This is a genomic window from Arthrobacter sp., assembly GCF_048266065.1.
Lineage (GTDB): Bacteria > Actinomycetota > Actinomycetes > Actinomycetales > Micrococcaceae > Arthrobacter_H.
Window position 1 is genome coordinate 102,612 of sequence record NZ_JBLXAH010000007.1, and the last position, 20,971, is coordinate 123,582.

General features: G+C 61.6%; 23 protein-coding genes. 16 read left to right on the top strand and 7 right to left on the bottom strand.

The features are described from left to right. Window positions 1-19: 19 nt before the first annotated feature. Window positions 20-478 carry a 23S rRNA (pseudouridine(1915)-N(3))-methyltransferase RlmH gene (gene rlmH / locus ACN0TP_RS12760; protein WP_417219562.1) on the bottom strand — a complete coding sequence of 153 codons (459 nt, stop codon included), beginning with the start codon at window positions 476-478 and terminating at the stop codon, window positions 20-22. A 17-nt stretch (window positions 479-495) separates the two neighbouring features. Here rlmH and ACN0TP_RS12765 point away from each other — a divergent pair, with 17 nt between their 5' ends. Further along, window positions 496-1,275 carry a phosphatase PAP2 family protein gene (locus ACN0TP_RS12765; RefSeq protein ID WP_417219563.1) on the top strand — a complete coding sequence of 260 codons (780 nt, stop codon included), beginning with the start codon at window positions 496-498 and terminating at the stop codon, window positions 1,273-1,275. Between the two features lie 57 nt (window positions 1,276-1,332). Continuing rightward, window positions 1,333-1,668, top strand: a complete 336-nt coding sequence (locus ACN0TP_RS12770) for a cupin domain-containing protein (protein WP_417219564.1) — start codon at window positions 1,333-1,335, stop codon at window positions 1,666-1,668. A gap of 77 nt (window positions 1,669-1,745) precedes the next feature. On the opposite strand, the gene ACN0TP_RS12775 is transcribed toward ACN0TP_RS12770, so the two are convergent. Further along, window positions 1,746-2,027, bottom strand: a complete 282-nt coding sequence (locus ACN0TP_RS12775; RefSeq protein WP_417219565.1) for a hypothetical protein — start codon at window positions 2,025-2,027, stop codon at window positions 1,746-1,748. Between the two features lie 964 nt (window positions 2,028-2,991). Between ACN0TP_RS12775 and ACN0TP_RS12780 the strand changes: the two genes are divergently transcribed. Next, a complete protein-coding gene (locus ACN0TP_RS12780; RefSeq protein WP_417219566.1) occupies window positions 2,992-3,399 on the top strand; it encodes a hypothetical protein in 408 nt (135 codons plus the stop codon). Between the two features lie 33 nt (window positions 3,400-3,432). Here the strand turns inward: ACN0TP_RS12780 and ACN0TP_RS12785 are convergent, their stop codons facing one another. Both ACN0TP_RS12785 and ACN0TP_RS12790 read right to left on the bottom strand, forming a co-directional pair. Continuing rightward, window positions 3,433-3,999, bottom strand: a complete 567-nt coding sequence (locus ACN0TP_RS12785) for a zeta toxin family protein (RefSeq protein WP_417219567.1) — start codon at window positions 3,997-3,999, stop codon at window positions 3,433-3,435. Further along, complete coding sequence (locus tag ACN0TP_RS12790; RefSeq protein WP_417219568.1) at window positions 3,999-4,358, bottom strand: TA system antitoxin ParD family protein; 360 nt, start codon at window positions 4,356-4,358, stop codon at window positions 3,999-4,001. The genes ACN0TP_RS12785 and ACN0TP_RS12790 overlap by 1 nt, the downstream gene beginning before the upstream one ends. A gap of 53 nt (window positions 4,359-4,411) precedes the next feature. Here ACN0TP_RS12790 and ACN0TP_RS12795 point away from each other — a divergent pair, with 53 nt between their 5' ends. Beyond that, window positions 4,412-4,615: a hypothetical protein gene (locus ACN0TP_RS12795; protein WP_417219569.1), complete on the top strand. Its 204-nt coding sequence runs from the start codon at window positions 4,412-4,414 to the stop codon at window positions 4,613-4,615. A gap of 381 nt (window positions 4,616-4,996) precedes the next feature. Here ACN0TP_RS12795 and ACN0TP_RS12800 read toward each other — a convergent pair whose 3' ends face one another. After that, entirely contained in the window at window positions 4,997-6,262 is a 1,266-nt protein-coding gene (locus tag ACN0TP_RS12800; protein ID WP_417219571.1) for a hypothetical protein, read from the bottom strand. 62 nt (window positions 6,263-6,324) lie between these two features. Beyond that, a complete protein-coding gene (locus ACN0TP_RS12805; RefSeq protein WP_417219572.1) occupies window positions 6,325-7,461 on the bottom strand; it encodes a tyrosine-type recombinase/integrase in 1,137 nt (378 codons plus the stop codon). A gap of 197 nt (window positions 7,462-7,658) precedes the next feature. Here ACN0TP_RS12805 and ACN0TP_RS12810 point away from each other — a divergent pair, with 197 nt between their 5' ends. The 12 genes from ACN0TP_RS12810 to ACN0TP_RS12865 all read left to right on the top strand — a co-directional run bounded on the left by ACN0TP_RS12810 (window position 7,659) and on the right by ACN0TP_RS12865 (window position 20,326). Beyond that, window positions 7,659-7,886, top strand: a complete 228-nt coding sequence (locus ACN0TP_RS12810) for a helix-turn-helix transcriptional regulator (RefSeq protein ID WP_417219573.1) — start codon at window positions 7,659-7,661, stop codon at window positions 7,884-7,886. Window positions 7,887-8,489: 603 nt separating this feature from the next. Then, on the top strand, window positions 8,490-8,819 hold the full coding sequence (locus ACN0TP_RS12815) for a hypothetical protein (protein ID WP_417219574.1): 330 nt from the start codon (window positions 8,490-8,492) through the stop codon (window positions 8,817-8,819). Between the two features lie 460 nt (window positions 8,820-9,279). Continuing rightward, window positions 9,280-9,702 (top strand): plasmid mobilization relaxosome protein MobC, encoded by a 423-nt coding sequence (gene mobC / locus ACN0TP_RS12820; protein WP_417219575.1) that lies wholly within the window; start codon window positions 9,280-9,282, stop codon window positions 9,700-9,702. Continuing rightward, on the top strand, window positions 9,702-11,615 hold the full coding sequence (locus ACN0TP_RS12825) for a hypothetical protein (RefSeq protein ID WP_417219576.1): 1,914 nt from the start codon (window positions 9,702-9,704) through the stop codon (window positions 11,613-11,615). The genes mobC and ACN0TP_RS12825 overlap by 1 nt, the downstream gene beginning before the upstream one ends. Window positions 11,616-12,572: 957 nt before the next feature. Then, on the top strand, window positions 12,573-13,013 hold the full coding sequence (locus ACN0TP_RS12830; protein ID WP_417219578.1) for a hypothetical protein: 441 nt from the start codon (window positions 12,573-12,575) through the stop codon (window positions 13,011-13,013). A gap of 57 nt (window positions 13,014-13,070) precedes the next feature. Further along, window positions 13,071-13,982: a hypothetical protein gene (locus ACN0TP_RS12835; protein WP_417219580.1), complete on the top strand. Its 912-nt coding sequence runs from the start codon at window positions 13,071-13,073 to the stop codon at window positions 13,980-13,982. A gap of 378 nt (window positions 13,983-14,360) precedes the next feature. Further along, the gene (locus ACN0TP_RS12840) at window positions 14,361-15,170 is read left to right on the top strand and encodes a hypothetical protein (RefSeq protein WP_417219581.1); all 810 of its coding nucleotides are present in this window, start codon (window positions 14,361-14,363) and stop codon (window positions 15,168-15,170) included. A 90-nt stretch (window positions 15,171-15,260) separates the two neighbouring features. Further along, window positions 15,261-16,094: a hypothetical protein gene (locus ACN0TP_RS12845; RefSeq protein ID WP_417219582.1), complete on the top strand. Its 834-nt coding sequence runs from the start codon at window positions 15,261-15,263 to the stop codon at window positions 16,092-16,094. A gap of 199 nt (window positions 16,095-16,293) precedes the next feature. Then, window positions 16,294-17,142 (top strand): hypothetical protein, encoded by an 849-nt coding sequence (locus ACN0TP_RS12850; RefSeq protein WP_417219584.1) that lies wholly within the window; start codon window positions 16,294-16,296, stop codon window positions 17,140-17,142. Window positions 17,143-17,517: 375 nt separating this feature from the next. Continuing rightward, window positions 17,518-18,561, top strand: a complete 1,044-nt coding sequence (locus tag ACN0TP_RS12855; protein WP_417219586.1) for an SHOCT domain-containing protein — start codon at window positions 17,518-17,520, stop codon at window positions 18,559-18,561. Between the two features lie 424 nt (window positions 18,562-18,985). After that, complete coding sequence (locus tag ACN0TP_RS12860; RefSeq protein ID WP_417219588.1) at window positions 18,986-19,909, top strand: hypothetical protein; 924 nt, start codon at window positions 18,986-18,988, stop codon at window positions 19,907-19,909. Window positions 19,910-19,918: 9 nt separating this feature from the next. Beyond that, window positions 19,919-20,326 (top strand): hypothetical protein, encoded by a 408-nt coding sequence (locus ACN0TP_RS12865; protein WP_417219590.1) that lies wholly within the window; start codon window positions 19,919-19,921, stop codon window positions 20,324-20,326. 65 nt (window positions 20,327-20,391) lie between these two features. Here the strand turns inward: ACN0TP_RS12865 and ACN0TP_RS12870 are convergent, their stop codons facing one another. Further along, on the bottom strand, window positions 20,392-20,967 hold the full coding sequence (locus tag ACN0TP_RS12870) for an RES family NAD+ phosphorylase (protein ID WP_417219591.1): 576 nt from the start codon (window positions 20,965-20,967) through the stop codon (window positions 20,392-20,394). Between the last annotated feature and the right edge of the window lie 4 nt (window positions 20,968-20,971).

The following is a 20,971-nucleotide window of genomic DNA, read 5'->3' on the forward strand; positions in this document are numbered from 1 at the left end:
GATCGCGGCGGACCCCGCCCTAGGAGTGGTGGTACGGCCGCCCGCCGGCGATCTCCTGGGCCCGGTAGAGCTGTTCGGACAGGACCAGCCGGACCAGCTGGTGCGGGAACACCAGTTTCGACAGGCTCCAGACGAAGTCGGCCCGCTGGTGCACCGAGGCATCCACCCCGTAGGCGCCGCCGATCACCAGCACCACGGTGCGGGAGGTATCCAGCGGTTGCTGCAGCGTTCGCGCCAGGGTGGGGGAGTCGATGTTCTTGCCGCGTTCGTCCAGCAGCACCAAATGGTCCTGCGCACCCACCTTGGCGAGGATGCGCGCCGACTCCTCGGTCCGGGCGGCATCGCCTTCGCGTGACGAGTGGGGTAGCAGCTGCCAGGAGACGTCGAACGGCTTCTTCATCCGCTTCGCATACCGGTCGATCCCGTCGGCCACCCACGCCTCGTGCTTCTTCCCGATGGCCAGAACGCGTAATGACATGGCACTAGTCTGTCAGCATGGATCGGACACCACCCACCCGGCATCCCGCTGGCTTCCGCAGTGCCCTGAGGACGACGGCGGAAAAGGCGGCCTCCCGCCTTGGGCCTTACGGGGCCATGTGGATCACGCTGGTTCTCGGGGGCGTCTTCGTCGTGGTGATGACGTACCTCGCCTCGGAGGTCTACGAGGGCGTGACCGAAGACGACGGCCTGGCGGGACTGGACCATCCACTGCTGGCGTGGGTCATGTCCTGGCGTTCCGGGGCGCTGAACACGGCGATCACCTGGTTTACGCACACCGGGGGCACCATCGGCATGCCGATCATCGCCATCCTGGCCATCATCACGCTGACCTACCGGTCCCGGTCGTGGCGCCCATTCCTGCTGATTGCCTCGTCGGCCCTGGGGTCGCTGGCCATGACGATCGCGGGGAAGAACCTCTTCGGCCGGGCCCGCCCCGACCGGGCCGATGCCATTCCGCCCTATGAAACCTCCCCCTCCTTCCCCAGCGGCCATACCCTCAATGCCACAGCGATCATCGCGGTCATTGCCTACCTGTGGTTCCTGGAACTGGAAAAGCGGATGGCCCGGGCCTGGATGATCGCCGGCAGCGCGGCCTATGTGGTGCTCATCGGCCTCAGCCGCGTCTACCTCGGCCACCATTGGCTCACCGACGTCGCCGCCGCATGGATGTTGGGGTTGATGTGGGCGGCCCTGGTCGTGTTGGCACATCGTGTCTTCCACACGGTCAGGCGCGTCCGCCGGGACCGGCAGGCAGGCAACGCACCCACTGCCTAGTGGTGTACATCACGGGGTGTTCGTCCTGGTCGGTAGGATGGCACCAGGAGGCCATCGATGAAGAAGTTATCGCTTACCGCGCTGGGACGCGAGCACCTGGAGACCGCACGACGTGTCGCCAGTGGCCGCAGTGCCAGCACCGTCTTCGGCGGGCATGAGCAAGTCCTTCGGCAAACGGTGATCGCGCTGGCCGCCGGCCAGGAACTGGACGACCACGTGAACCCGGGGGAGGCCACGCTGCTGGTCTTGAAAGGACGGATCTGCCTGGTCGCGGAAAAGCAGAAATGGGAGGGGCGGGATCTGGACCTGTTGGTCGTTCCGCCGGGTATGAACTCCGTCGAGGCCATCGAGGATTCGGTCATCCTGCTGACGGTTGCCAAGCTCGACCGGTAGCGAGGACACCCCGTAGCGTTCGTCGCCGTGGCATGCGGGCCGGCGCGACGGCATGTCGGACGGGTGGGCCCAGCCCGTCAGGAGGCGGAAGCGATCTGGCGTTTCACCTCGTCCAGTTCGGCCCGGAGCAGCTCAAGTTCGGACTGGTATCTCTTGAAGTCGGCCCGTCTGCGCCGGGCGGATCGATAACTGGTGCCGACGGCCACAAGGGCCAAGGGGAACGCCACCAACAGGGCCCATCCGGCGGCAGCCAGGAAATCCAGCGCGACGGGAAGTGTCTGCTTGAAGGCCAGGAAGTCGTTGACACCGCCGACCACGCCGGTCAGCGCGGAGTCCAGGCCGCCGAGGAACTGGCCCACTACGGGAGCATCGGTCAGTGGGGGCGCCGTCAGCGGCGGTTGTCCACCCGCTGCCCAGCGGGCGTCGTGAAAATGTTCCAGGACGTAAATCCCGACCCCGGCGTTCAGAGCGGCGAAAAGCAGGACTGAACCCAGTGCGGTCCAGTGGATACGTCGGGGGCGCCAGATGCCTGCAACCACTGCGAAACTGGCAGCAAGAATCCAGGGAGCCAGCCGCAACCCGTCGGCACTGATGCTGCTTAATGGATCCAGGGGAATCGCCTCGCCAGACAGAAGGGACCGGGGCCCGTTCGGACCCCGATCTGAGCCTAGTCCCGCGGGCGGCTCAACTTTCGGCTATTGCCTTCTACCCCGTGGCCGCGAGGGCCAGAGGTGCGCGTAGCCTGTCGATGACTTGTAGATTTTGTGGGAGTACCGCGTCTTGGAGAGCACGAACTATGCCGGGTTCCCTTCGCCGAAGTTGCGGTCGGTGAGACGGATGCAAGCCCAATGGTTGGGCACGTTCGCCGATACCCTCACATCGTTCGGGAAGTGCACGGGGCCCGATACGCCTTGCTCGAAGTCTTCTTGATGCAGAAGCTGTTCGTCGATGCGTGGAACGTGGAGTAGACGTGGCTGGCCCCGTTGCAACTTGAGCCAATGGTTGTACCGGCCGCGCCAGGCGAGGCGTCGCGGCCGGTACATGGGGGAAGTACCCCGTCTCATCCACTCGAAGCGCGGATCGCCCAGAGCGTCGTCGAAGCGCCGGGTGACCTCTTGGTGCGGCGGTTGGTGGCGGGTCCTGGTCGGTGCCGGAACGGAACGATGTCGACGACGCCCGAATGTTGGTCACTTTCGACGGCGGAACAGTGGCCAACCAGCGGTGCCAGTCATCGGCCCGAGTGGAAAGCCACAGCCGGGCGTCGCTGTATTTTCGGTGGTTTCCCGCGAGACCAACTCCCGGGGCGAGAAGTAGGATTCCCCCATGGGCTACCTGTTCCACGTGATCGCACTAGTGTCCATTGCCCTCTGGGCCTGGATCTTCGAGACGCGAGCAGACCATGCAGGCATGGGATTCGGGCAATTCATGGCGATCCTGGCCGCCTTGGGGACCGTCTCCGTTGCCTCTTCTCTCGCTGCCCTACTTCGTATCCGCGTCCACAAAGCCGCCTACTGGTGGTTGACAAGCCTCGTGGTGCTGGCTGGATTGACCTTTCTCGCGGGAACTGCCATGGATTACTCGACGGGTTCCAGCGGAGCGGACATCGGCGGCCTGCTCTTCATGATCCTGGGGGCATGGGGCCTTGTCTCCATGGAGGTACTGGCCCTGCTCTGGACAGCCGGGGTCGGCATCACCCGGCTGATCCGACCGCGAAAGAACCTCGCCGTATAGCCGATTCGGCGGTTCGAGCGCGCTCCCTGACGGTTAGGTTCCCAGCTCCTCTGGCGTCCACCTCGGCCAGCTGGGGGCGCCGACGGCGGCGCCGTGCCTGTAGGCCGCGCACAGCCGGAACGGATCGGTTGCGCTGCCGTTGTCGAACACCTCGGCGACGTCGGCAAGCTGGATCGCCGAGGCGACGTGCCCCCACAGCCGCCGGTAACGGTCGCGGATCTTCTGCTCTGGCACAGCATGTCCACCGCGGCGCACCCGTTCGAGGACACGCCGGACGCTGAGCTCGACGGGAACCATGATCACGTGCAGATGCACGAGGTAGCCGGCATCCGCGGCATCGGAGACCAGCTGGATCTTGCTCGGGTGCGAGAACACGGTTTCGGAGATGAAGGACGCGCCTGCGGCCATCCGCTCGCGGCGCTGTGCCTCCGCCATCCGTGCGGCTTCGTATGCATGTTCTGACTGCGAATCCGGCCACGTTTCGGCCGCGATCACGTCCGCATTGATGAACGGAAGGTGCGTGGCTGGTGCCAGGACATCGTGTACGTATTGGGACTTCCCGGCACCGTTGGGCCCCGCGAGCAGATGAAAAAGGGGCATCAGGCGCGGGCTTGGCGCACGACGACGTTGCCGTCCTCGTCCAGCTCCGAGTAGGACTCCCCGGCAGCATCGAACCCAGCCGCGTAGTCCAGCCCTTCACGCAGGGCCATCGCGCGATTGCCCCATTCCTCACGAACGATCGCTTGTTCCTGCTCATCGATGGAATCGTAGTTTCCAGTACCGGCCAGCACCCGGGCAATGGCCCGCTGGTTCAGCTGCGGGTCCATCTCCAGCTCGCGGCCGATCCGCGCCCAGTGGGCGATCTGCTGCGGCACGGTACGCGAGGTGACTGCTACCGCCGCAGCGGCGGAATCGTACACATCCGCGGGGAGGCGGGTCGGCTGGCTGGTCCTGGACATGCTTCCATTGTAGCACCGTGCTACCTTGCGCTGTTTGCCGTTTTCGGGCTCGGATGCAATTACCCGAGCTCAGTTGCCTCACCGCTGCGGAAGGGATCGGCGGCCTGTTGGTGCCGTCGAGGTCGCCGACCTACCTGCGGGCCACAGCGGCCTTGAACAAGTGGGCGTTCTTCGAGGAGATGGGGACGATGACCTCTTGTGGGGGGCTGCCGGAGACGCTGAGCGACCCGTTGCGCCATCGGGTTGCGGTGTTCTGAGGTATCCCGTAGGTCGGCGAGAGGCCGAAAATGAAATCACATCATCCGATTCACGGCCGCTGTGTGCGGCAACGCGCTGCTCAACAGACCCCAGGTTCGGCTTCACCACCGACGATTACCCACAGTAGAGCTGATCCACTCGTGGGGTGTGCCCTGTCCGAAACGCAGAAAACCCCCGGTTTCCCGGGGGTTTTCACTGGCGGTGACGGTGGGATTTGAACCCATTACCCGTGGTCAGAGAATTCAAGTGTCTGCGAAAAATACCCTGCAAATGCGGGAATTATGCCACCCTTGCTCACAGGTGCTCACGTCCTCTCGCAACTATTCCTGCACCAAAATGCACCATGGGCAGTGGTCTACGGTCAGTAGGTTGGTGCGGCATCATGGATGCTCCAGGGTGGAGAGCTGACCGGGGAAAGACGCGGGCGTGGCGGCTTCTAGCAACCGGTTTACTAGACCATGGACTGCCGGCCATGGCTCGGTTCCCGGGTCGTGGTTGGGGGATGCGCTATCCAAGAACGTGCCGATGTTTCCCTGCACCTCGTTCTTATCCCTTGACGAGAGATTGCCTTGGTAGACGTCGATTGAAGCCTCCCGGCCTGACCATTCGACCCGCGCAAGTTCTCCATTGCCGAGACGGAGCTGCTCAAGTCCGAATTGAAACTCAATAGCGACTGCTCGTCCGTTTATGTCCAAATTCGCACCTCCGCTCGGGCCATACGTCGGATAACTGGCGCCATACGGAACATCAGGCAAAAGGAAATAGCGGTTGTTGGTTGGTCGAGGTTTGGCATCGAGTTTCTTGGCCACCGCCCGTCCGGCCGCGTCGTTATCAAGGACACCGACGACGCGGTTGGTTACGCCTGCGGCCGCGAAGCTGCGCAGAGTGCGGAGTACTTGTGCGGCTCCCATTTCGACTCCCGAGTCCTTATCGAAGAATCGGAACATGTGGCTCACGTGTGGAACGACCAGTTCAAGCGCGCGTTGCAGGAAGCGCGCATCCGTTACGCCCTCGGTCACGACGATTATCGGCCCGCCCGAACTGACGCTGATCGCTAGCTCGTCGGCCGCCAACTTGGTTATGTCTTCGACGCCGTGAAAATAGCCGGCACTGTAAAGATCGTGGAGATCGAGCCGGAGTTCCTCGTCCGCAGGTGCGTTCTCCAGTTGAAGCGCCAGGAACGTGCGCCGATCGATTCCGGATTCAAAGAGAATATCGATGTACTTTGCGCATTCACAATCCAAAAGGCCGAGACCTCTGTACCCCTTCTCGTTCTCCCACGCTGCCAGTCCCCGGTCGAGGACTTCAACACGAGGCATGCTTGCGACCACCTCGCCGCTCGTGCCCAAAACCTCAAGTATGTCGCCGGGCCCGTCACCTGCTAAAAGTTCGTGAACGGCCGATGACAATTCGCGTCGGCACTCTTCTGCAGTGAAACCCATCAGTGCAAGACGGTCTCGGATTTGCCCGGACGGTGCCCGGTACCCGAGGACCTCCTTTCCAATCGACTCCTCCACGAGGGTTTCGTCGCGGACCTGCTGCTCCTCGCCATTGACCTTGAAGGAGCCCTCGAGCCGGTCGATGGCCTCTACCCATGCTGCGTCGGCATACTTGTTCTTTTCGGTAAAGACAGTGAGCAGCGTCAACGGTTCTTCGTTCCGCCCCATTTGGATCTCTCTTGCACCGCGGTGCAACCACCATCGATCACTCATTGTCGGTGTAGTCCGTCGGCGACATCAGGTGCCCCTTTGGGCTGTATTTTCTCAAGACGTTGTCGATTGAGGGCGTCGACGACGTCGTCCAGATCGTCGGGGAAGAGAGCTGCGTATGTGTCGAGCGTGACCTTGGCCGATTTGTGCCCGAGCATCCTTTGGACAACTTTCACGTTGGCGCCAGCGCTGATCGCAAGCGATGCAGCGGTGTGTCGGAGATCGTGGGGCGTTACCCGCCGAAATGTTCTATCGTCCGCCTGGGCGCGTTTCACGGCGGCGGCGAACCAGCCAGATGCCGCGTTGCCTGGCCGTAGATAGCCGCCCTCGTCTGAGTTCCACAGGCGGTCTTCCTGGCCCTTGTCTTTGCAAGCAGCTATGACCGTGTGGGTGAGGAAGTCCGGGAAGGCCACAGTTCGCTTCTCGTGGCTCTTGACGCTCCCGAGGACAGCTTTGCCGTTCACCTCTGCCACCGCTTCCCGGATGTGGATTCGACGTGCTTCGGGGTCCACGTTTCGCACGCGCAACGCCGTGGCCTCTCCCCACCGCAGGCCGGTGTAGGCAAGGAACCGCACGAGATCAGGGTGTCGCGATGTCAGGGCCAGCGCCTCGACCTGGCCATGCGACAGGAAAACCTCGTCAGGGAGAGGCTTCCTTTTGATCGTCAGGTCTCGCGCGGGGTTCTTGGTGATTCTGTTGTCTTCAACGGCGTGGTCGAGTATGCCGGCCAAGAGGTCGCGTGCACGGGCAACGGTCGTGTGGGAACGCGCCTCGCCCAGCTCGTTCAACCAAGCCTGCACATCCCGCTTGGTGATGGCCCCGACCGAGTAGCTGCCCCACTTTGGCTTGACGTGAATGCGCCAGGCGCTTTCGACCGAATGGTAGCTCGATGCCGTGATCTTCGGCTTGTGCTGTTCGAGCCACTGGATTCCCAACTCCGAAATAGTGGCTTTCGCATCGGTCCGATTGACATAAGCACCCTTGAGTTTCGAGACCTCGACGGTTGCCAGATGGGCCTCCGCGTCACGCTTCAGCTTGAATCCACGATCGTGCCCACGAGCGCCGTCGGGCTTGGTGTACCAGACCTCGTACAGCCGGCCCTTCGTCTTCGTGCTGTACGCCTTGACTGTGCCCATGTCGCCCCCGTGGGTATGGCTTCCCGTGATCAAATGTGAGTATATGTGCCGAGGTTGTGTATATTGGATTTACGTCCTCAATTATTGAAAAGGGACCAGGACCGTCCGGTCCGACGTCGAGTGGATACGCCAAGCAACCGCTAATGGGTTCGGCTACCAGGTCCTCTTGAAAGCAAAGCTTTCGAGAGGATATTTCTATGTCGGCATCCATCGCCGTCAGCGCCCCACTGCTCGACTCGCTCGTCGCTCCTGCCACTTTGGCCGAGCGTCTCGGGACCACCGAGCGCAGCTTGAGCGAGTGGCGCATCAAGGGTCGTGGCCCCAAGTTCATTCGCGTGGGCCGCAGCGTGCGCTATCGCCCCGAGGCCGTGGACGAATGGCTGCTCAGCCAGGAGTACGCGAGCACCTCTGAGGAGGTGCGCTAATGCGCGCCACGATCACATCCATCACACACAAGCACGCTACTGAAACGCCGGCCACGGCTGACCCTACATCGGCTCTATGCCCAGCAGTCCCTATGAACAGACCTCCTACGGGCGAGGCGAGCTGGTATCACGCCAACAAATCGAGTGGGACTTACTGCCTGCTCCTTCGTGCATTAGTGGTTCGAGTAGTAGCTCTCTGACCTCAATCCCAGCGGGGAGCCAATGGGGCACAAGCCGATCTGCGGGTTCTTGTGGAACGACGTCAAGGACTGAACCATCTGGATGGTCCGAGATCACCTTGAACCGCACATCCATGGACGGTTGGGAACCGTTCACGGGTGTGTTCAAGAGAACTGAAGCTACGTGATGAGCGCCTCCGGGGACTAGTCAGGCCACCCGTGAGTATGAGCGAATCCGGTCGCGTGCTGGTTGCCCACTCGCCGTCTTCCAGGCGGACGAAAATCGGTCTCGCTGGCCTCCTCCGGAAAAACTCCTGGCTCTTGGATGAGTGGAGAGGACGAGATCCGTCTCCACTGCTATTCGGCCAGAACGCCTCCGCAAGCACGACACAACCAACTACGAAACGAAGGTAAGGATCGCACAATGAATGAGAAGTACAACAGCATGGACATGACGCCCGAGCGCTTGGAGGCAGTAGCCGATGCTGCTCCGGGTGCTTCGGCCCCGCGAACGAAACGCCGTCGGCCGAAGACGGAGAAGGAGCTTTACGCAGAGGCGGCGGAGCGTGCCAAGTCGCTTAAGGAGAAGCTTCTGGCACGGCGGGCGAAGAACCGCGATCATCTGATCGAAGACCTGTACGGCGTATTTGAGGTAGAGGCGATCGATGGAGACCTGGACGAAGCCGATCGGTTGATCGCGCTGCGCTCGATGCTCAACGCGCGCCTGGGCTATAGCTCGAAGGGGGTGCGCTGATGCAGCGGTTCGCTCTTCTGGGAACATCGATCCGAGTAGCCAGTGAGGCGCGAGAACTTCTTGACCGGGGGTGGATCGAAGGAGGGGGCGCAGCCCTCTCCTCGCAAGCAAAGGACAGGATGAGGAGCGCCAGCGACGATTCCTGCCCGCCCGGACCGTACGTTCGAGCGAAGCGAGAAACGTATACGGTCGGGTTGCTTGCCGGTCGGCTGGTACCTATGGATTTTGGGCATGGTTCCATCGCTCAGGTGCCCAGGAATCAGCGGACTTGGAGGGCCCAGTGAGCGAGGTACGAGTGAACAACGGGTGCCCGACCAGTGAGGCGTCCGTAGCGCTAGCGGAGGGCGCCTCGCTTTCCCCGGTGAGCCGCCGCGGGGACGGCGGCGAAGGTCAAGACGTGCGAAGCACGTCGATCTCTGGCCCAGGCCAGGTCGTTTCCGTGCGCATGCACCGGGGTGGCATGGCAGCCATCAACGTCGTGCAGCGGCACCTTGGTGGCAGCAAGTCCGACGTACTGCGACAGTCAGTGGTGATCGTCGCCGAGGCCCTTTCAGATGCAGCATCGATTGATGTTGCTGCCAGATCGTTGCCGAAGCTACTTGCCGTACGCGGCCCGGTCATTGTCGAAGTCGACGAGGGCGTGCTTGCTGATGTTCGCAACACACTGCGTGAGGTCGCCGAACGGTACACGCGGCAGGCGTTTCTGTTGCAGAAGATCGGGAACAACTGGAACCAGATCGCCAAGGTCGCAAACTCCGGTGCGCAGGTGGATGCGGATGCGATGCGAGGTGTTGAGCGTGCGCTCGAGCTTGTTGCCCGGGTCATGGACCGCGACGCCCAACGCGATGCGATGCTCGCCACGAAGCTGCTGGAGATGCTCTGATGCCGGTCGAATACGCGGGGACGACCGCAGTGGCTTCACGTCTGCTTCGCTACACCGTGAAGCCCAAACCCGGCCAAACCATCAAGGAGCGGGTGCTGCACATCGCTGGCCAGAATTGCCGTCCCGCGACAGCGGAGCGCGAGTTCGCCGCGACGCGGCGGAGGCATGGCACGCAGCGGGCGACGCGCAAGGCACCTGCAACGTACGCATTGCCCGAGCCGGGCGAGGTCGCCACGCACGTGCGCCGCACGTACCCGGGCGGGCGCCGATATTGGGCCGTGGCCAAACGCGGGGAGGAACCGACGCACCTCCGCCACGAAGGTTTCATCGTGCGGCAGGCTGAGGCAAGACATCTGATCACATCTTTCGGCTTCGACGAGGTCAATCCCGTGGATCCCGAACAGACGGCCAAGGCGTTTGACTACGTCGTCGCCCGACACGCTGCCCTATACCCGGGGGAGCAGGCGACTTTCGTGGGGCAGGCGGAAGGCAAAGGGGGCAATTTCCATGTCCACGTCACCAGGAATGCCACCCTGTACGGGGACATGGAAGTCGACGGCAAGCACTACAAAGCCGGCCGGAAACTTGCTGGTGATATCACGGATATCGACAAGATGCGCGAGCGGGCTGACCGGTTTCTCGCCGAGCATGGCCATGAATACGGTCTCCTTCCGCAGCGTCTGCCGTCCATGTCTGAGCGGAAAAAGGAAAGGCGCAGCCAGCGCGATCGCAGGATGGCCGCGGAGGGAACGCTCTCGAACCACGATAGGATCCGTAAGGCTTTCGAAGCTTCGATGGCCGACCCACGTGCGATGGATCTTGGGACCTGGAAGGCGATCATGGCCGAGCACGATGTCGCCGTCACCGAGCCGGGCTGGAGGCGCGGCATGCCGCCGAAGGTGCCACGGCTGAGCTACCAGTTGACTGGTGTTGCGACGCCGGTGCGGGCGAAGACGCTCGGCGAGCATTACGACCACGCCAGTGCCCTCGAACAGCTCCATGCGAACGCGCAGGGCCGTCCTCGGACTCGCCGCCCTGAATATCTGCAGGCCGGGGTTCCGCGGCCGGCTGCCCGGCCGACGGCGCAGGAGCTCGCTGACGCACAAGATGCAGTGGCTCGCATCGCCCGCGAAGAGCGATGCGTGCGCATCGAAGAGGATGAGCTGTACGACTGGGTTGCGGCACGGGGCAACGACGAGGGGATCGCGGTCGGTGACATCCTCAATCGGCTCCCGGAATCCCATGAGGCCCGGAGGCGGGTGATGCAACTGTGGAACCGGTTGGCCAAAGCACATGAGGTCCAGCTGGGCAGTCCGGCCGGCTACCAGGAAGAGCACAGATTGGAAACGCCTGACTGGCCGTCAAGCGGGGTCGAGTCGCAGCCGCAGCAGCCCGATCCTGCGGCCAGAGGACCGGTGCCCGGGGTCCTTGATTCCGACCTGATCGATCTGGTGATCCTCGACGAGGGCCTGGTCCAGTACGGCATCTACAGGGTCGACAGCACGGCAATGTACAGGGCCGGAATCGAACCAAGCAGGATTACCGACGCTAGAGCCTTCTGGGAGGCGCTCTCCGCCGAGGAACAGGGGAACCAATACCAGCTCAAACGTTCCCTACAGCTCCCACCGCAGACCAGCGGAGGCGCGCATACAGCCGAAGGCCAAAACCCGCCCCAGACGGCCCAGAGACCGGCTCGAGGCATGACGGCGGGGCCACCCATCGAGGAACGCTCTTCACAGAGCGCTGGGAGGCACGGCCAAGCTGCTGGCGCTCGCCAACCGCTGGACGGTGAAAACAAGCTGGCCCTGGCGGCGCACCTGCGAGGCACGCATCGCGGTTCCTTGCGCCGTCCGGTGTTTGATTCTGATGACGAATCATTGCACAGCGAGGAAGATCGCGAGTTCGGCGCGTAGTGGCGTGCGCAAGAGGCGAGCGACTTCCCCTATAGGGGAACCGCAGAGCGGATCACCGCGCGACAGGTTGGCACAAGCGAGCTCAGCGCGGAAGCTATCGACGCATTCGGTGACCTGCTGGCGGTGGCTCAGGCAGTCTATGCAGTTGTGCAGTTCAGGAACCCAAGTTCTCTTCCGTATGCGTGTAGGGAGCGTCGTCGTTGGGAACTGCACAACTGCACCACGCCTGGAATCCGTGGTAGGCCTCCGACTGTTCGGGTACCCCGGGAGCTGATCCCGGTCGCTTGAGCATGGCCACCATGGGGCCCCCACGTGGGCGTCCACTGTCCGAGTGCTGGGCAGCACCCGGTCGGTACGCGGCCTCCGTTGCCTCCTGAGTTGCTCTGACTGTTGTGGGCGTACATGGTCCAGTCATTGGGCCCGAGGAGGCCGAAATACGTCCACAAATCACGAGCCAGCAGTCCCGGGCCAAGGGCCGGCCGCGGTGTGGGCGGGAACGGACTACATTTCGGCCATGCACTGTCCGGACGTTTCCTCGGCATCTTGACATCGACTGGTCGCAGAGACTCGTTTACGAGCCGATTCGCCTGGCCAATCTTTAGCGCTGATTGCGGGAATCAATTGCCTGCCAAGAGTGCGGACTTCAAGAGAGATGGGGAAGGTGCAGATCCGACGAAATCCACATCATAAGCTGACACAATGCGACAGCCTCCGCCGAACGCCATCAGCCGATCCGTGAATCGATTCATGCAAAGGTCAGAAGGGGGCATACCCGACCCCACTGGGCGAGCACGTAGCTGGGACTTCTGCTTCGATTACTTCCAGTCCCATCCCGAGCCAACGCAAGACATGGAGAGCAGTTGCCTGCAGCTGGGCTACTACCTGGCGAGCTGGGGGATGCTGAGGGGCAGTTCCTACCTCTTCCGCCGCACAAACCTCCGCCACTACATGGATGCCGTGGAAGTCATTGAACGCCACAACCCGCTACTAAAGGGAGCCGACGCCGACCAATACGGCAATGCGGACACCCGCAATGCGATCATCGAAGCCTGCAGTGACCTGGGCAAGGCGCTACTGCCGGAAGGGGGCCGGTCACTGACTCTAGTCAGCAAAGTGGCCATGGGTGTTTGGGGCGTGCTGCCCTCTTTTGACACATATTTCGTCAAGACCTTCCGAGGGCTGGCTGAGTCGAAGCTTGAGCGTGGGGCGTTCCAGTCAATCGGACACGCATCACTCGTGCTGCTCGGTGAGTTTTACGACATGAACCGTGAGGAAATCTCCCGGCTTTCCGACTCCTTCCGCACCCTGGACTTCACGACCGGGGAGTTCATCGGACGGCCAATCCCTTTGGCCAAGACCATCGATATGTATGGGTTCGCCGGAAGCTACGCGGGTTAGGCCACATTCGATGATTGAGGGAACTGGTGCGGCAAATACGAGAAGAAGGAGCTGGACATGGGCGGGGAACGGCTGAGCAGGAAAGCAGGGTCTATTCTCCGGACGAGAAGCGCGGAAGAATCTGAAGAAGCCCGGGAGCTTCGGCGGATCTTGGCGATCCGTTTTGCCGAGGTGGAGGGCTGGCATCAGGACACGGTAGAAACGCCGAGCGTTCATCCACATTCGCCACTTGGCACCGCCGACTTGATGTCCGAGCCGTTCCAGGCATCCCACGCTGTGAGCTACCTGAAGCTTACTGCCGTTGATCATCTGCACGCCTTGCGGACGCTGATGAAGGAAGCCCGGGCCCAGCACATCTTCGCTCCCTATTCGCTGCTGCGAGCGAGTCTGGAAAGTGCCGCTGCTGGCTTGTGGATCCTCTTGAGACCAGATCCCCGCTCAATTGCCGTGAGGTCGTTGTCCCTTGAGTGGGCGAACCTTCGCGACTTGGGTAAGGCGCATACAACGATCCGGGCGCCGGAAGAGGACATGGCACCACGCTTAGAAGTTTTTGATGCAGTGCTGGCGAAGAACAAGCTGGGGCGTGAGGGCATCAAGGCCAACCCAGTGGGGTCGCTGAAAATCATACAAGCGGTCTGTGAAGCCTACGGTTTTGGCACGAGTCCTGTTCTGATGTGGCAAATGTGTTCAGGGGCCACTCATGGTCGCAATTGGGTCCGTGGGTTCTTGACGATGATGGAGGCCCAGGATGATGGCGTCTCGAAAATTATCAGTGGTCGGCTCACTTCAGACGAGAAGGCCATAGTCTTGGCCCTAAGTGCCGCGTCCGAATTGGTCCGCAGGCTTTTCAAGGTTCAAGGAATTCGAGCCGGCGCCGTGGGGCATTCGGGGGCAGCCTTCCAAAAGGACAAAGCTTCCCTCCGATTCCCCTCAGGTGGACTATATCTACCCAACCGACTCCGTCACTAAGTTCTTGCTCCTGGGGCTAATCACGCAAGCCGCACTTCTTCACGCAAGGGGTGGTGTGTGGCTCGGGGGGTTTCTCACCGGATGCAACCGCGTGGCGTGAAGGGTCGCCACCACGATCGACACGCCGCAACAAGCGCATATTGTTTCTTCCTCGTATACCAGGCTCAGCCGTTTGAAGGCCAAATCGGTTGGTCCGGCTGCACCCCGGGTGCCGGTAGTCTCGTTAGCAATGAACCACTCCCCACTGATTTTCAGTTTGCAGCCTGCGGGTACAAGTAGGCGGATCGAACCTAGACATCGGTTGCAATAAACAGAATCAAGACGTGAAGCAGCGCGTTCCCCAATTCAAACCCACAGAGATTAGCGAAGGAACGCCTAGTGACGTCAACCGACGAGATGCTTACTGGGACCTACGTGGTACTTGCCGATTTCGCCGAAGCCGTGCAAGTCGGTGAACTTTCCTTTGGTCTTGCCATCCTCGGCAATCTCAGCGAGCAGCAGCAGGGCGAGCTGCTCAACATGTGCATCATGCTGTTGGACCGCGCGATGGCCAATGAAATTCCGAACCTTCCACCTCAGTTGTCGACCTTGGAAGGCATCGATATCCCTCGTGTCTCGCACCCTACCGTTCGCGGGCTCAGGTCGGCAGCGCACGGCGTGGTGGTCTCTAGTTGGAACAATGAAGCGGTGGAGTTTGTCACGGACCTCGCGCGGATACGTGGGAGGAAGTACTCTGTCTGCGCTGTGGCTCTCGGAGCCGCCTCCTTGTTGCTCACATGGCGGTTGCAAGCCGACCGATCTCTGCAATCCATCTCGAATTGCATCCTGATGTCCGGAATCCTGTCAGCCAACCTAGACGATGCCCACGGTTCGGAGGCTTCCCATTCCGAGACAGAGGCCAAGTCGGCGCCAGCGTCCACCCCCGACGCTGCGGCCACCCCTGAGTTCTCGATCCCGCCGAACATGATGCAGCAGGTCAATATCAAAATGCGCAAGGCTCTGAAACTTCGCGCGGAGACCGCTGTGCTTCGGACGGCCCACCTTCCCGGAGGATACCGTTCTCAGGTCACGCTCATAGAAGGAGCTCTGGAGCAGGAGCTCACTCGCCTTGAAGCCGAGTTCAACAACGGCGAACCTTTCCCGCCGAACGGTGGCAGCTTTCGCACTGGACGACCGCTGGGCAGCTGATCGGGCAAGAGTCGGAGTAGGCCGCGCCAGGTGGCCAGCGCCATCCGTGTCCGGGGGACCAGGTGATGCATTTTCGAGCCTCTTGGCTGTATGGACGACGGGGCGCCGCAGATCGTGATCAATTCCAATGGAATGCCGGGCTATAGCCGAACACGAGCCAATCAACTCGTATTCGTCGTGGTCGATGTCAGTGATGAGACGGAGGATGAAGAAATGGCTCCCTCTCCTGACGATGAGCTTCGCTTCTTCCTGAATGCGTCGCGCTGGATCGAAGCGGATGTTGCGTCCAGGCTGTGGACGCGAGGGTGGGCTGTGACTGATTTGTTCGTCAGTGATGGCGAGACGTTGGAGTGGTTCTGGCCGCCAACGGCACCGGTCGGGTACGGCGGCCTGCCGGACTGGAGCGACGACATCATGCGGCTTCGCCCAGGGATGTTCGGGCCACGGCAGACGCCTTGGATGTGGCCGACACGGGTTACCAGGACCGAATCCGTATGGACGCTGGAGTATGGCGAGGCCACCGCCAAGAAGCCTGACACGCCACGGGAATACACCAACGATGAAGCGCTGCTCGCCGATCTGGAGCGCATTGAGTGCTGGCCGATGACTATCAGTGAGACACGGGAGATCCAGGCGGCACGGCTCCTCGAATCCACCACCGCGAACGCGACCGATGCCCACTACCGCGCGGTGTTCCGAACCGAACCGTACGCCAGCCGCGGGAACGCCATACGCGCACACCAGTTGTTCGAGGATCGAAATGATCGAGACGCAAGAAATGCCGAGCGGCCGTCAGTCCCGCGGATGCCGGGCAATCTCACCGCCCAGCAGATGCTCGTGGACGCACAGGCGTGGGCATCCGCGGTGCGCACAGCGCGGGCCGGCGGCAGCGGCTGGGGCATCAACGGACCGGAGCAAGCCTGAGACCGACACCGGTAGATGACGCGGACCGTATCACCGCTCGATTCTAAGTCCTTCTCGTCCGGCCGGACTCTGGGCGCACGTTGGAGTCCCCTTTCCGGCTTGACCGCTGGATAGGCCAGTTTCCGCCGGCACTACCCGCTTGGCCTCCAGGTAGCCCCGCAGCAGAACTTCGTTTCAAGACACGCCTAGTATCGAGATCATGACACTTATCTACTCCTCCACTTCCCTTTCGGAGATCGCGGAAAGCATCCCGAGCCGCGCCAGCGAGGCCGGTCTGGTTATCGTTCATGGCGTCGAAATTGAAAAGGAGGTAGACGTCCAGATAGACAGCGAAATAGCTGACATTCTTGGTGCTCTCCAAGTAGCGGTGTTGGTGAAGGCGCCTTTCATAAGCGTTGAAGAAAGTTCATTCTCGGTTGACATCGTGCGGCAGAGTCGTGAATATTCTGAACTACCGGCGGCAGCAGAACGCCTGCTCAAGTCCGCTGAGGAGCGGAACGGCTCTTTGATGTCTGTAACTGTGTCTTGGGTAGCCGAAGGCCTCTCCTACCAGTGGATGGCACCATCAGATTGGATCGGCCCGCTTTTGTCGGAGATTGATCGGGCAATCGAAAATGCTGTGGATGAGGCCGACGCAGAGCGTGAGAATTCCATGCAGGAATACCGCGTTGCGTCCCGAACTGCAGTTTCGGCTTTGGTGGATTCGCCGAAATTCCGTGGTTCGCCCGTAGGAAAGCGCAGTTCAGTTGCGCCGCTAGTTTTGGTCGAGGCGGGGGTGGAAGAGCCGGACGTTGTCACTATGAGCCATCGGATTTTGCCCGAAGCAAACAAGATCGTCAGGGCCAAGGCCTACGAGTACGAACAGAATTTCACCGGCCGGATCTCCGAGCTGGCGAAGGAGCTGCGAGAGTACCCGGAATGGATGCGGGAACATACAAAAGGCAAGCGGACAGCTGCAGCGATGACCTTCCTAACTGAAAAGGCCGACGGGTATCGGCTCCCCACGCAACTGGCTGAGGAGATCAGCGAAGCTGCCGGCCGCGTGTGAATGCCTTAGGTGTAGTGGCAAAACTTCTGTGGTTTGGCAGCGCCGGAATTTGGCCCCGCCTTGGGCCCTGAGCTGGTCCATGGTCCTAGGTGCGGCGCTGCAACGGGTCCGGCCAAGAACCGACATTCGAAATACGATTGCTGGTATGGGACGAAGGCAAATGCATGGCCGTGAGGTCTCGGGGGTCGAAGTCGATCAACGGGTCGAGGAAGCCGAGGCGTGCTACGACGTCGGGGCCCGCGAAGCCCGGATAGGTCCGATCCACTATTATCTCGGAAGAACGTGCCGGCCAGAATTCGATTCAGCACGCCAAAACAAGCACTGGTCATCCCTGGCAGGCGAAGCCCCGGGAAGCGCCACGAAGAAGGACGTCGCATGACCCAGTACACCGCCAAGTGGAAGCCTGAGAAGGCCGAGAAGAAGAAGGCGGCTGCAAAGACGGCGCTCTTCGTGAATGAGGACATTTGGTTCCTCGGCATCTGCAACAACTTCAAGCCATTCGCCAGTGAATTCGCCTTGACCCCATTGAGGCTTGTCGCCCTCGACGGCTCAGAAATCAAGTTCCAGGCTCGATATCAAGACATCGCATCGCTGACGACTAACGAAAAGAAGGAGACCGTGGAGATCGTCCTTCTGGACGGCAACATCACGACCCTGAAGATGGTTCCGAAACAGGACCACGGTGCAATTGGCCACTACTTTAACTACGGGCGGAGCACGCGGCCCGCTCCGGATCTGCTTGACACAGCAACCGCGGCCACGGCAGAAGAGACCGCGATGGCTAACCGTGTCGCAGCCGCCGAATCGTCGAGCTGGCCTCGCTCGACGGTCCGCGGCCCACTCTCTAAGAAGGCCAGTCTGGCCATCCAACGTCAATGTCACGGCGATGAATACCCCTGGCTCATTCTGACTTCTTCTGCGGGTGCCGGAAGTCTCGTTGCCTTTGATGATCGAATGGCCATCATTAAGACGGGGGCTTGGGCCAGTTTCATGGCGGGTTCCCTTGGAGGCGAACGGTCCGCCACCTTCAACTTCACCGACATCACCGGAATCGAATACAACTCAGGCTTTATTAATGGTGTCCTGGAAGTACTGACTCCCAGCTATAGCGGGTCGGCCAACCGCGACTTCTGGCGTGGCTCCACCCAGTCACGCAATGCGGACAGTAACGATCCCTGGACGCTCAGCAACTGCCTTCCTCTCGATAAGTCCGAATACACGGACTATCTGAAAGACATCAACGAGTTGAAGGCTCGCATTAGCAAGTCCAAGCAATTGAACGTACAGGTGATCGCCGACCCGACGCCAGTAGGCGGCGGCCTGGTCGAGCAGCTGGAAAAGCTTGCGGGTCTTCGGGATTCGGGGGTGCTCTCCGACGATGAGTTCGCTGCCGCGAAAGCGCGCCTACTCGCTCAGTGATGGATATGTCCGACTCCTGGCAGGAAATATAGGCGTGGCCCGGAATGGGCAGACTGATCAAAACCAGACGCAGATCCAGCGCTCAAATAGTACGGATAACTCTGATTATCGTGGGTAAAAAACACACCCCTTGAAGTGAGAAGGGGGTGTGTCGTGAAAACGGGCGCCTGATCGCGATTGGGCGCGGAACGGCGGGGAAGCGGGGCGCGACTCGGGGGGGCACCGCGGCGTGCAAACGGAATGGTGGCGATGACGTTGGTGTAGGGCACGGTCGGTTAGTGAAGTCGACCGTGAGAGGCGATGCGCCGTGTATGGGGCGGTCGTCCGCGAGGGCCCTTAGGACTTCTCCACTCCAACCCGTTGACTTGTGCGCCAACGTCGAGCACTATTTTTTCATCCTGATGGTCAAAGGTGATGGGGAGACATGAAAACACGATCCGCACGACTGGTTTTCGCACTGACGGCAGTGATGATGGTGGCCACCACGCAGCCCGCCTTGGCCCAAGGACCGACGGGGCAGGCACCCGCCAAAGTCCAGGAAGACGATCCCGCCTCGGTGGGTGAGGGTGAGGACCTGCTGTACGGGCTTGCGCCCCGGCAATCCGACGCGGATGGCACTCCAGGGACAGCGGAGGTGGTCTTCGACCTTCCGGACGGGTGCACCGCTGAACTATCAACGCAATCCCTCAAGTGCGATGGCCGCGCATCGGAGGTCTCCGTGGCAGCCGTCGACAAGAATGGCGAGTCCGTCGCGACGAAGATCGGCGTTGCCGAAACCGGAATCACGGTGCAGCTTGCCTCCGAAGCCACGGCTGCCGACGGGGTCGTCATCGCGCCCTTCATTGCCGCCGAATCCAACCAGGACCAGCTGGAGGATGCCACCGATTCCATGGAATCCATGTTGGTGAACGCGGCCACCAGCAGCGTCGGGATCATGGGTGCCATAGCCCGGCCATCAAAAATCACGGTCCCGAGCAACTACGTGTACAACCCCAGGACGACGGTCCGCAGGGCCCTGCACGACTACTGCACCTGGTCACCGGACTCATACGGGCAAGCCGTCAAGGGGACGGGGCGAAATTACGTGACGCTTCGCGCCGACTTCAAGGGCCCCTGCGCCCGGCATGACATGTGCATCGAAAGGATCATCTTTGACGGTGGAACCCTGACCAGTAAGCGCAGCCAGCGACGGTATTGCGACACCATCTTCAGGGCCCGCCTGGAACAGAACTGCTCCTACACGTTCTACGAATCCAGGTCATCCTCGGCCCGAGCGGCATGCTACGCCCGGGCGTCGCTGTACTATTCAGTGGTCTCCCAGAAGACCAACTCCTGGAACGGGAAGTAGGCTGACCTCATGGGCTACTTGTTCCACGTGATCGCATTGGCATCAATCGCGCTCTGGGTGTGGATGTTCGAGACGCGACCAGACAATCCAGGCATGGGATTCGGACAATTCATGCTGATCCTGGCCGTCTTGGGAACCGTCTCAGCAGTCTCTTCCCTCGCTGGATTGCTCCGTATCCGCGCCCATAGGGCCGCCTACTGGTGGTTGACAAGCCTCGTGGCACTGTCCGGGCTAACCCTCCTCGCCGGAACCGCGATGGACTATTCTGCCGGCTCCGGCGGGGCGGACATCGGGGGGATCCTCTTGATGATTCTGGGAGCATGGGGTCTTGCCTTCATGGAGACCCTTGCCCTGCTCTGGACAGCTGGCGTCGATGTCACCCGGCTCGTCCGGCCCCGAAGGAACCTCCCCGCCTAGCTGATAGGGCGATCATCGGGGTAGAGCAGACCCCCTAGCGCAGCGGGGGCATGCCGCGTTCCGGCTCAGCGAACCAGGACGTCGACGCCGAACGTACTGCAGAAGGTGATGAGTCTTGGCAGCCCGTCGAGGGGGTCGCCGAAGTCCCATCGGTAAGTGGGATCCACGAGGAATGCATCGGCCGCCCGGTCGCCGAAGAAGGCGTAGGCCCGATCCGAGTTGCACTGCCGGCTCATGTAGGCCACGCCGTCGAACCCAGCCTCGTGCGCGGCCTGCGCCCACAGGACGGTCTGGTTGTAGTGTGCGGCGGCGGTGGTGGTGACCTGGTTTGCACTGACGCCCAGGCGGCGCAGCCCGAGCCCCATGAAGGACGCAAGCCGCAGCTCGCGGCTGGTGCCCAGCCGGGACATGCACTTGTCGCGGTAGGCGGAGGGCACGAGCCGTCCGCCGGCCAGCGGCACATCGTGCAGCAGGCTCTCGGCAATGGCTGCCTGTTCCGTCTCGGCTGCATAGAGCGACGGAACGACGGGATCGCCGAAGAAGGCGAACCGCGTGGGAGCGCCCTTGCCGGGGTTGAACCCGTGCCCTTCCCGGCTTGTGGAGTGCACGCGGAAGAGCGTCTCGCCGACGGGCAGCGTCACGACG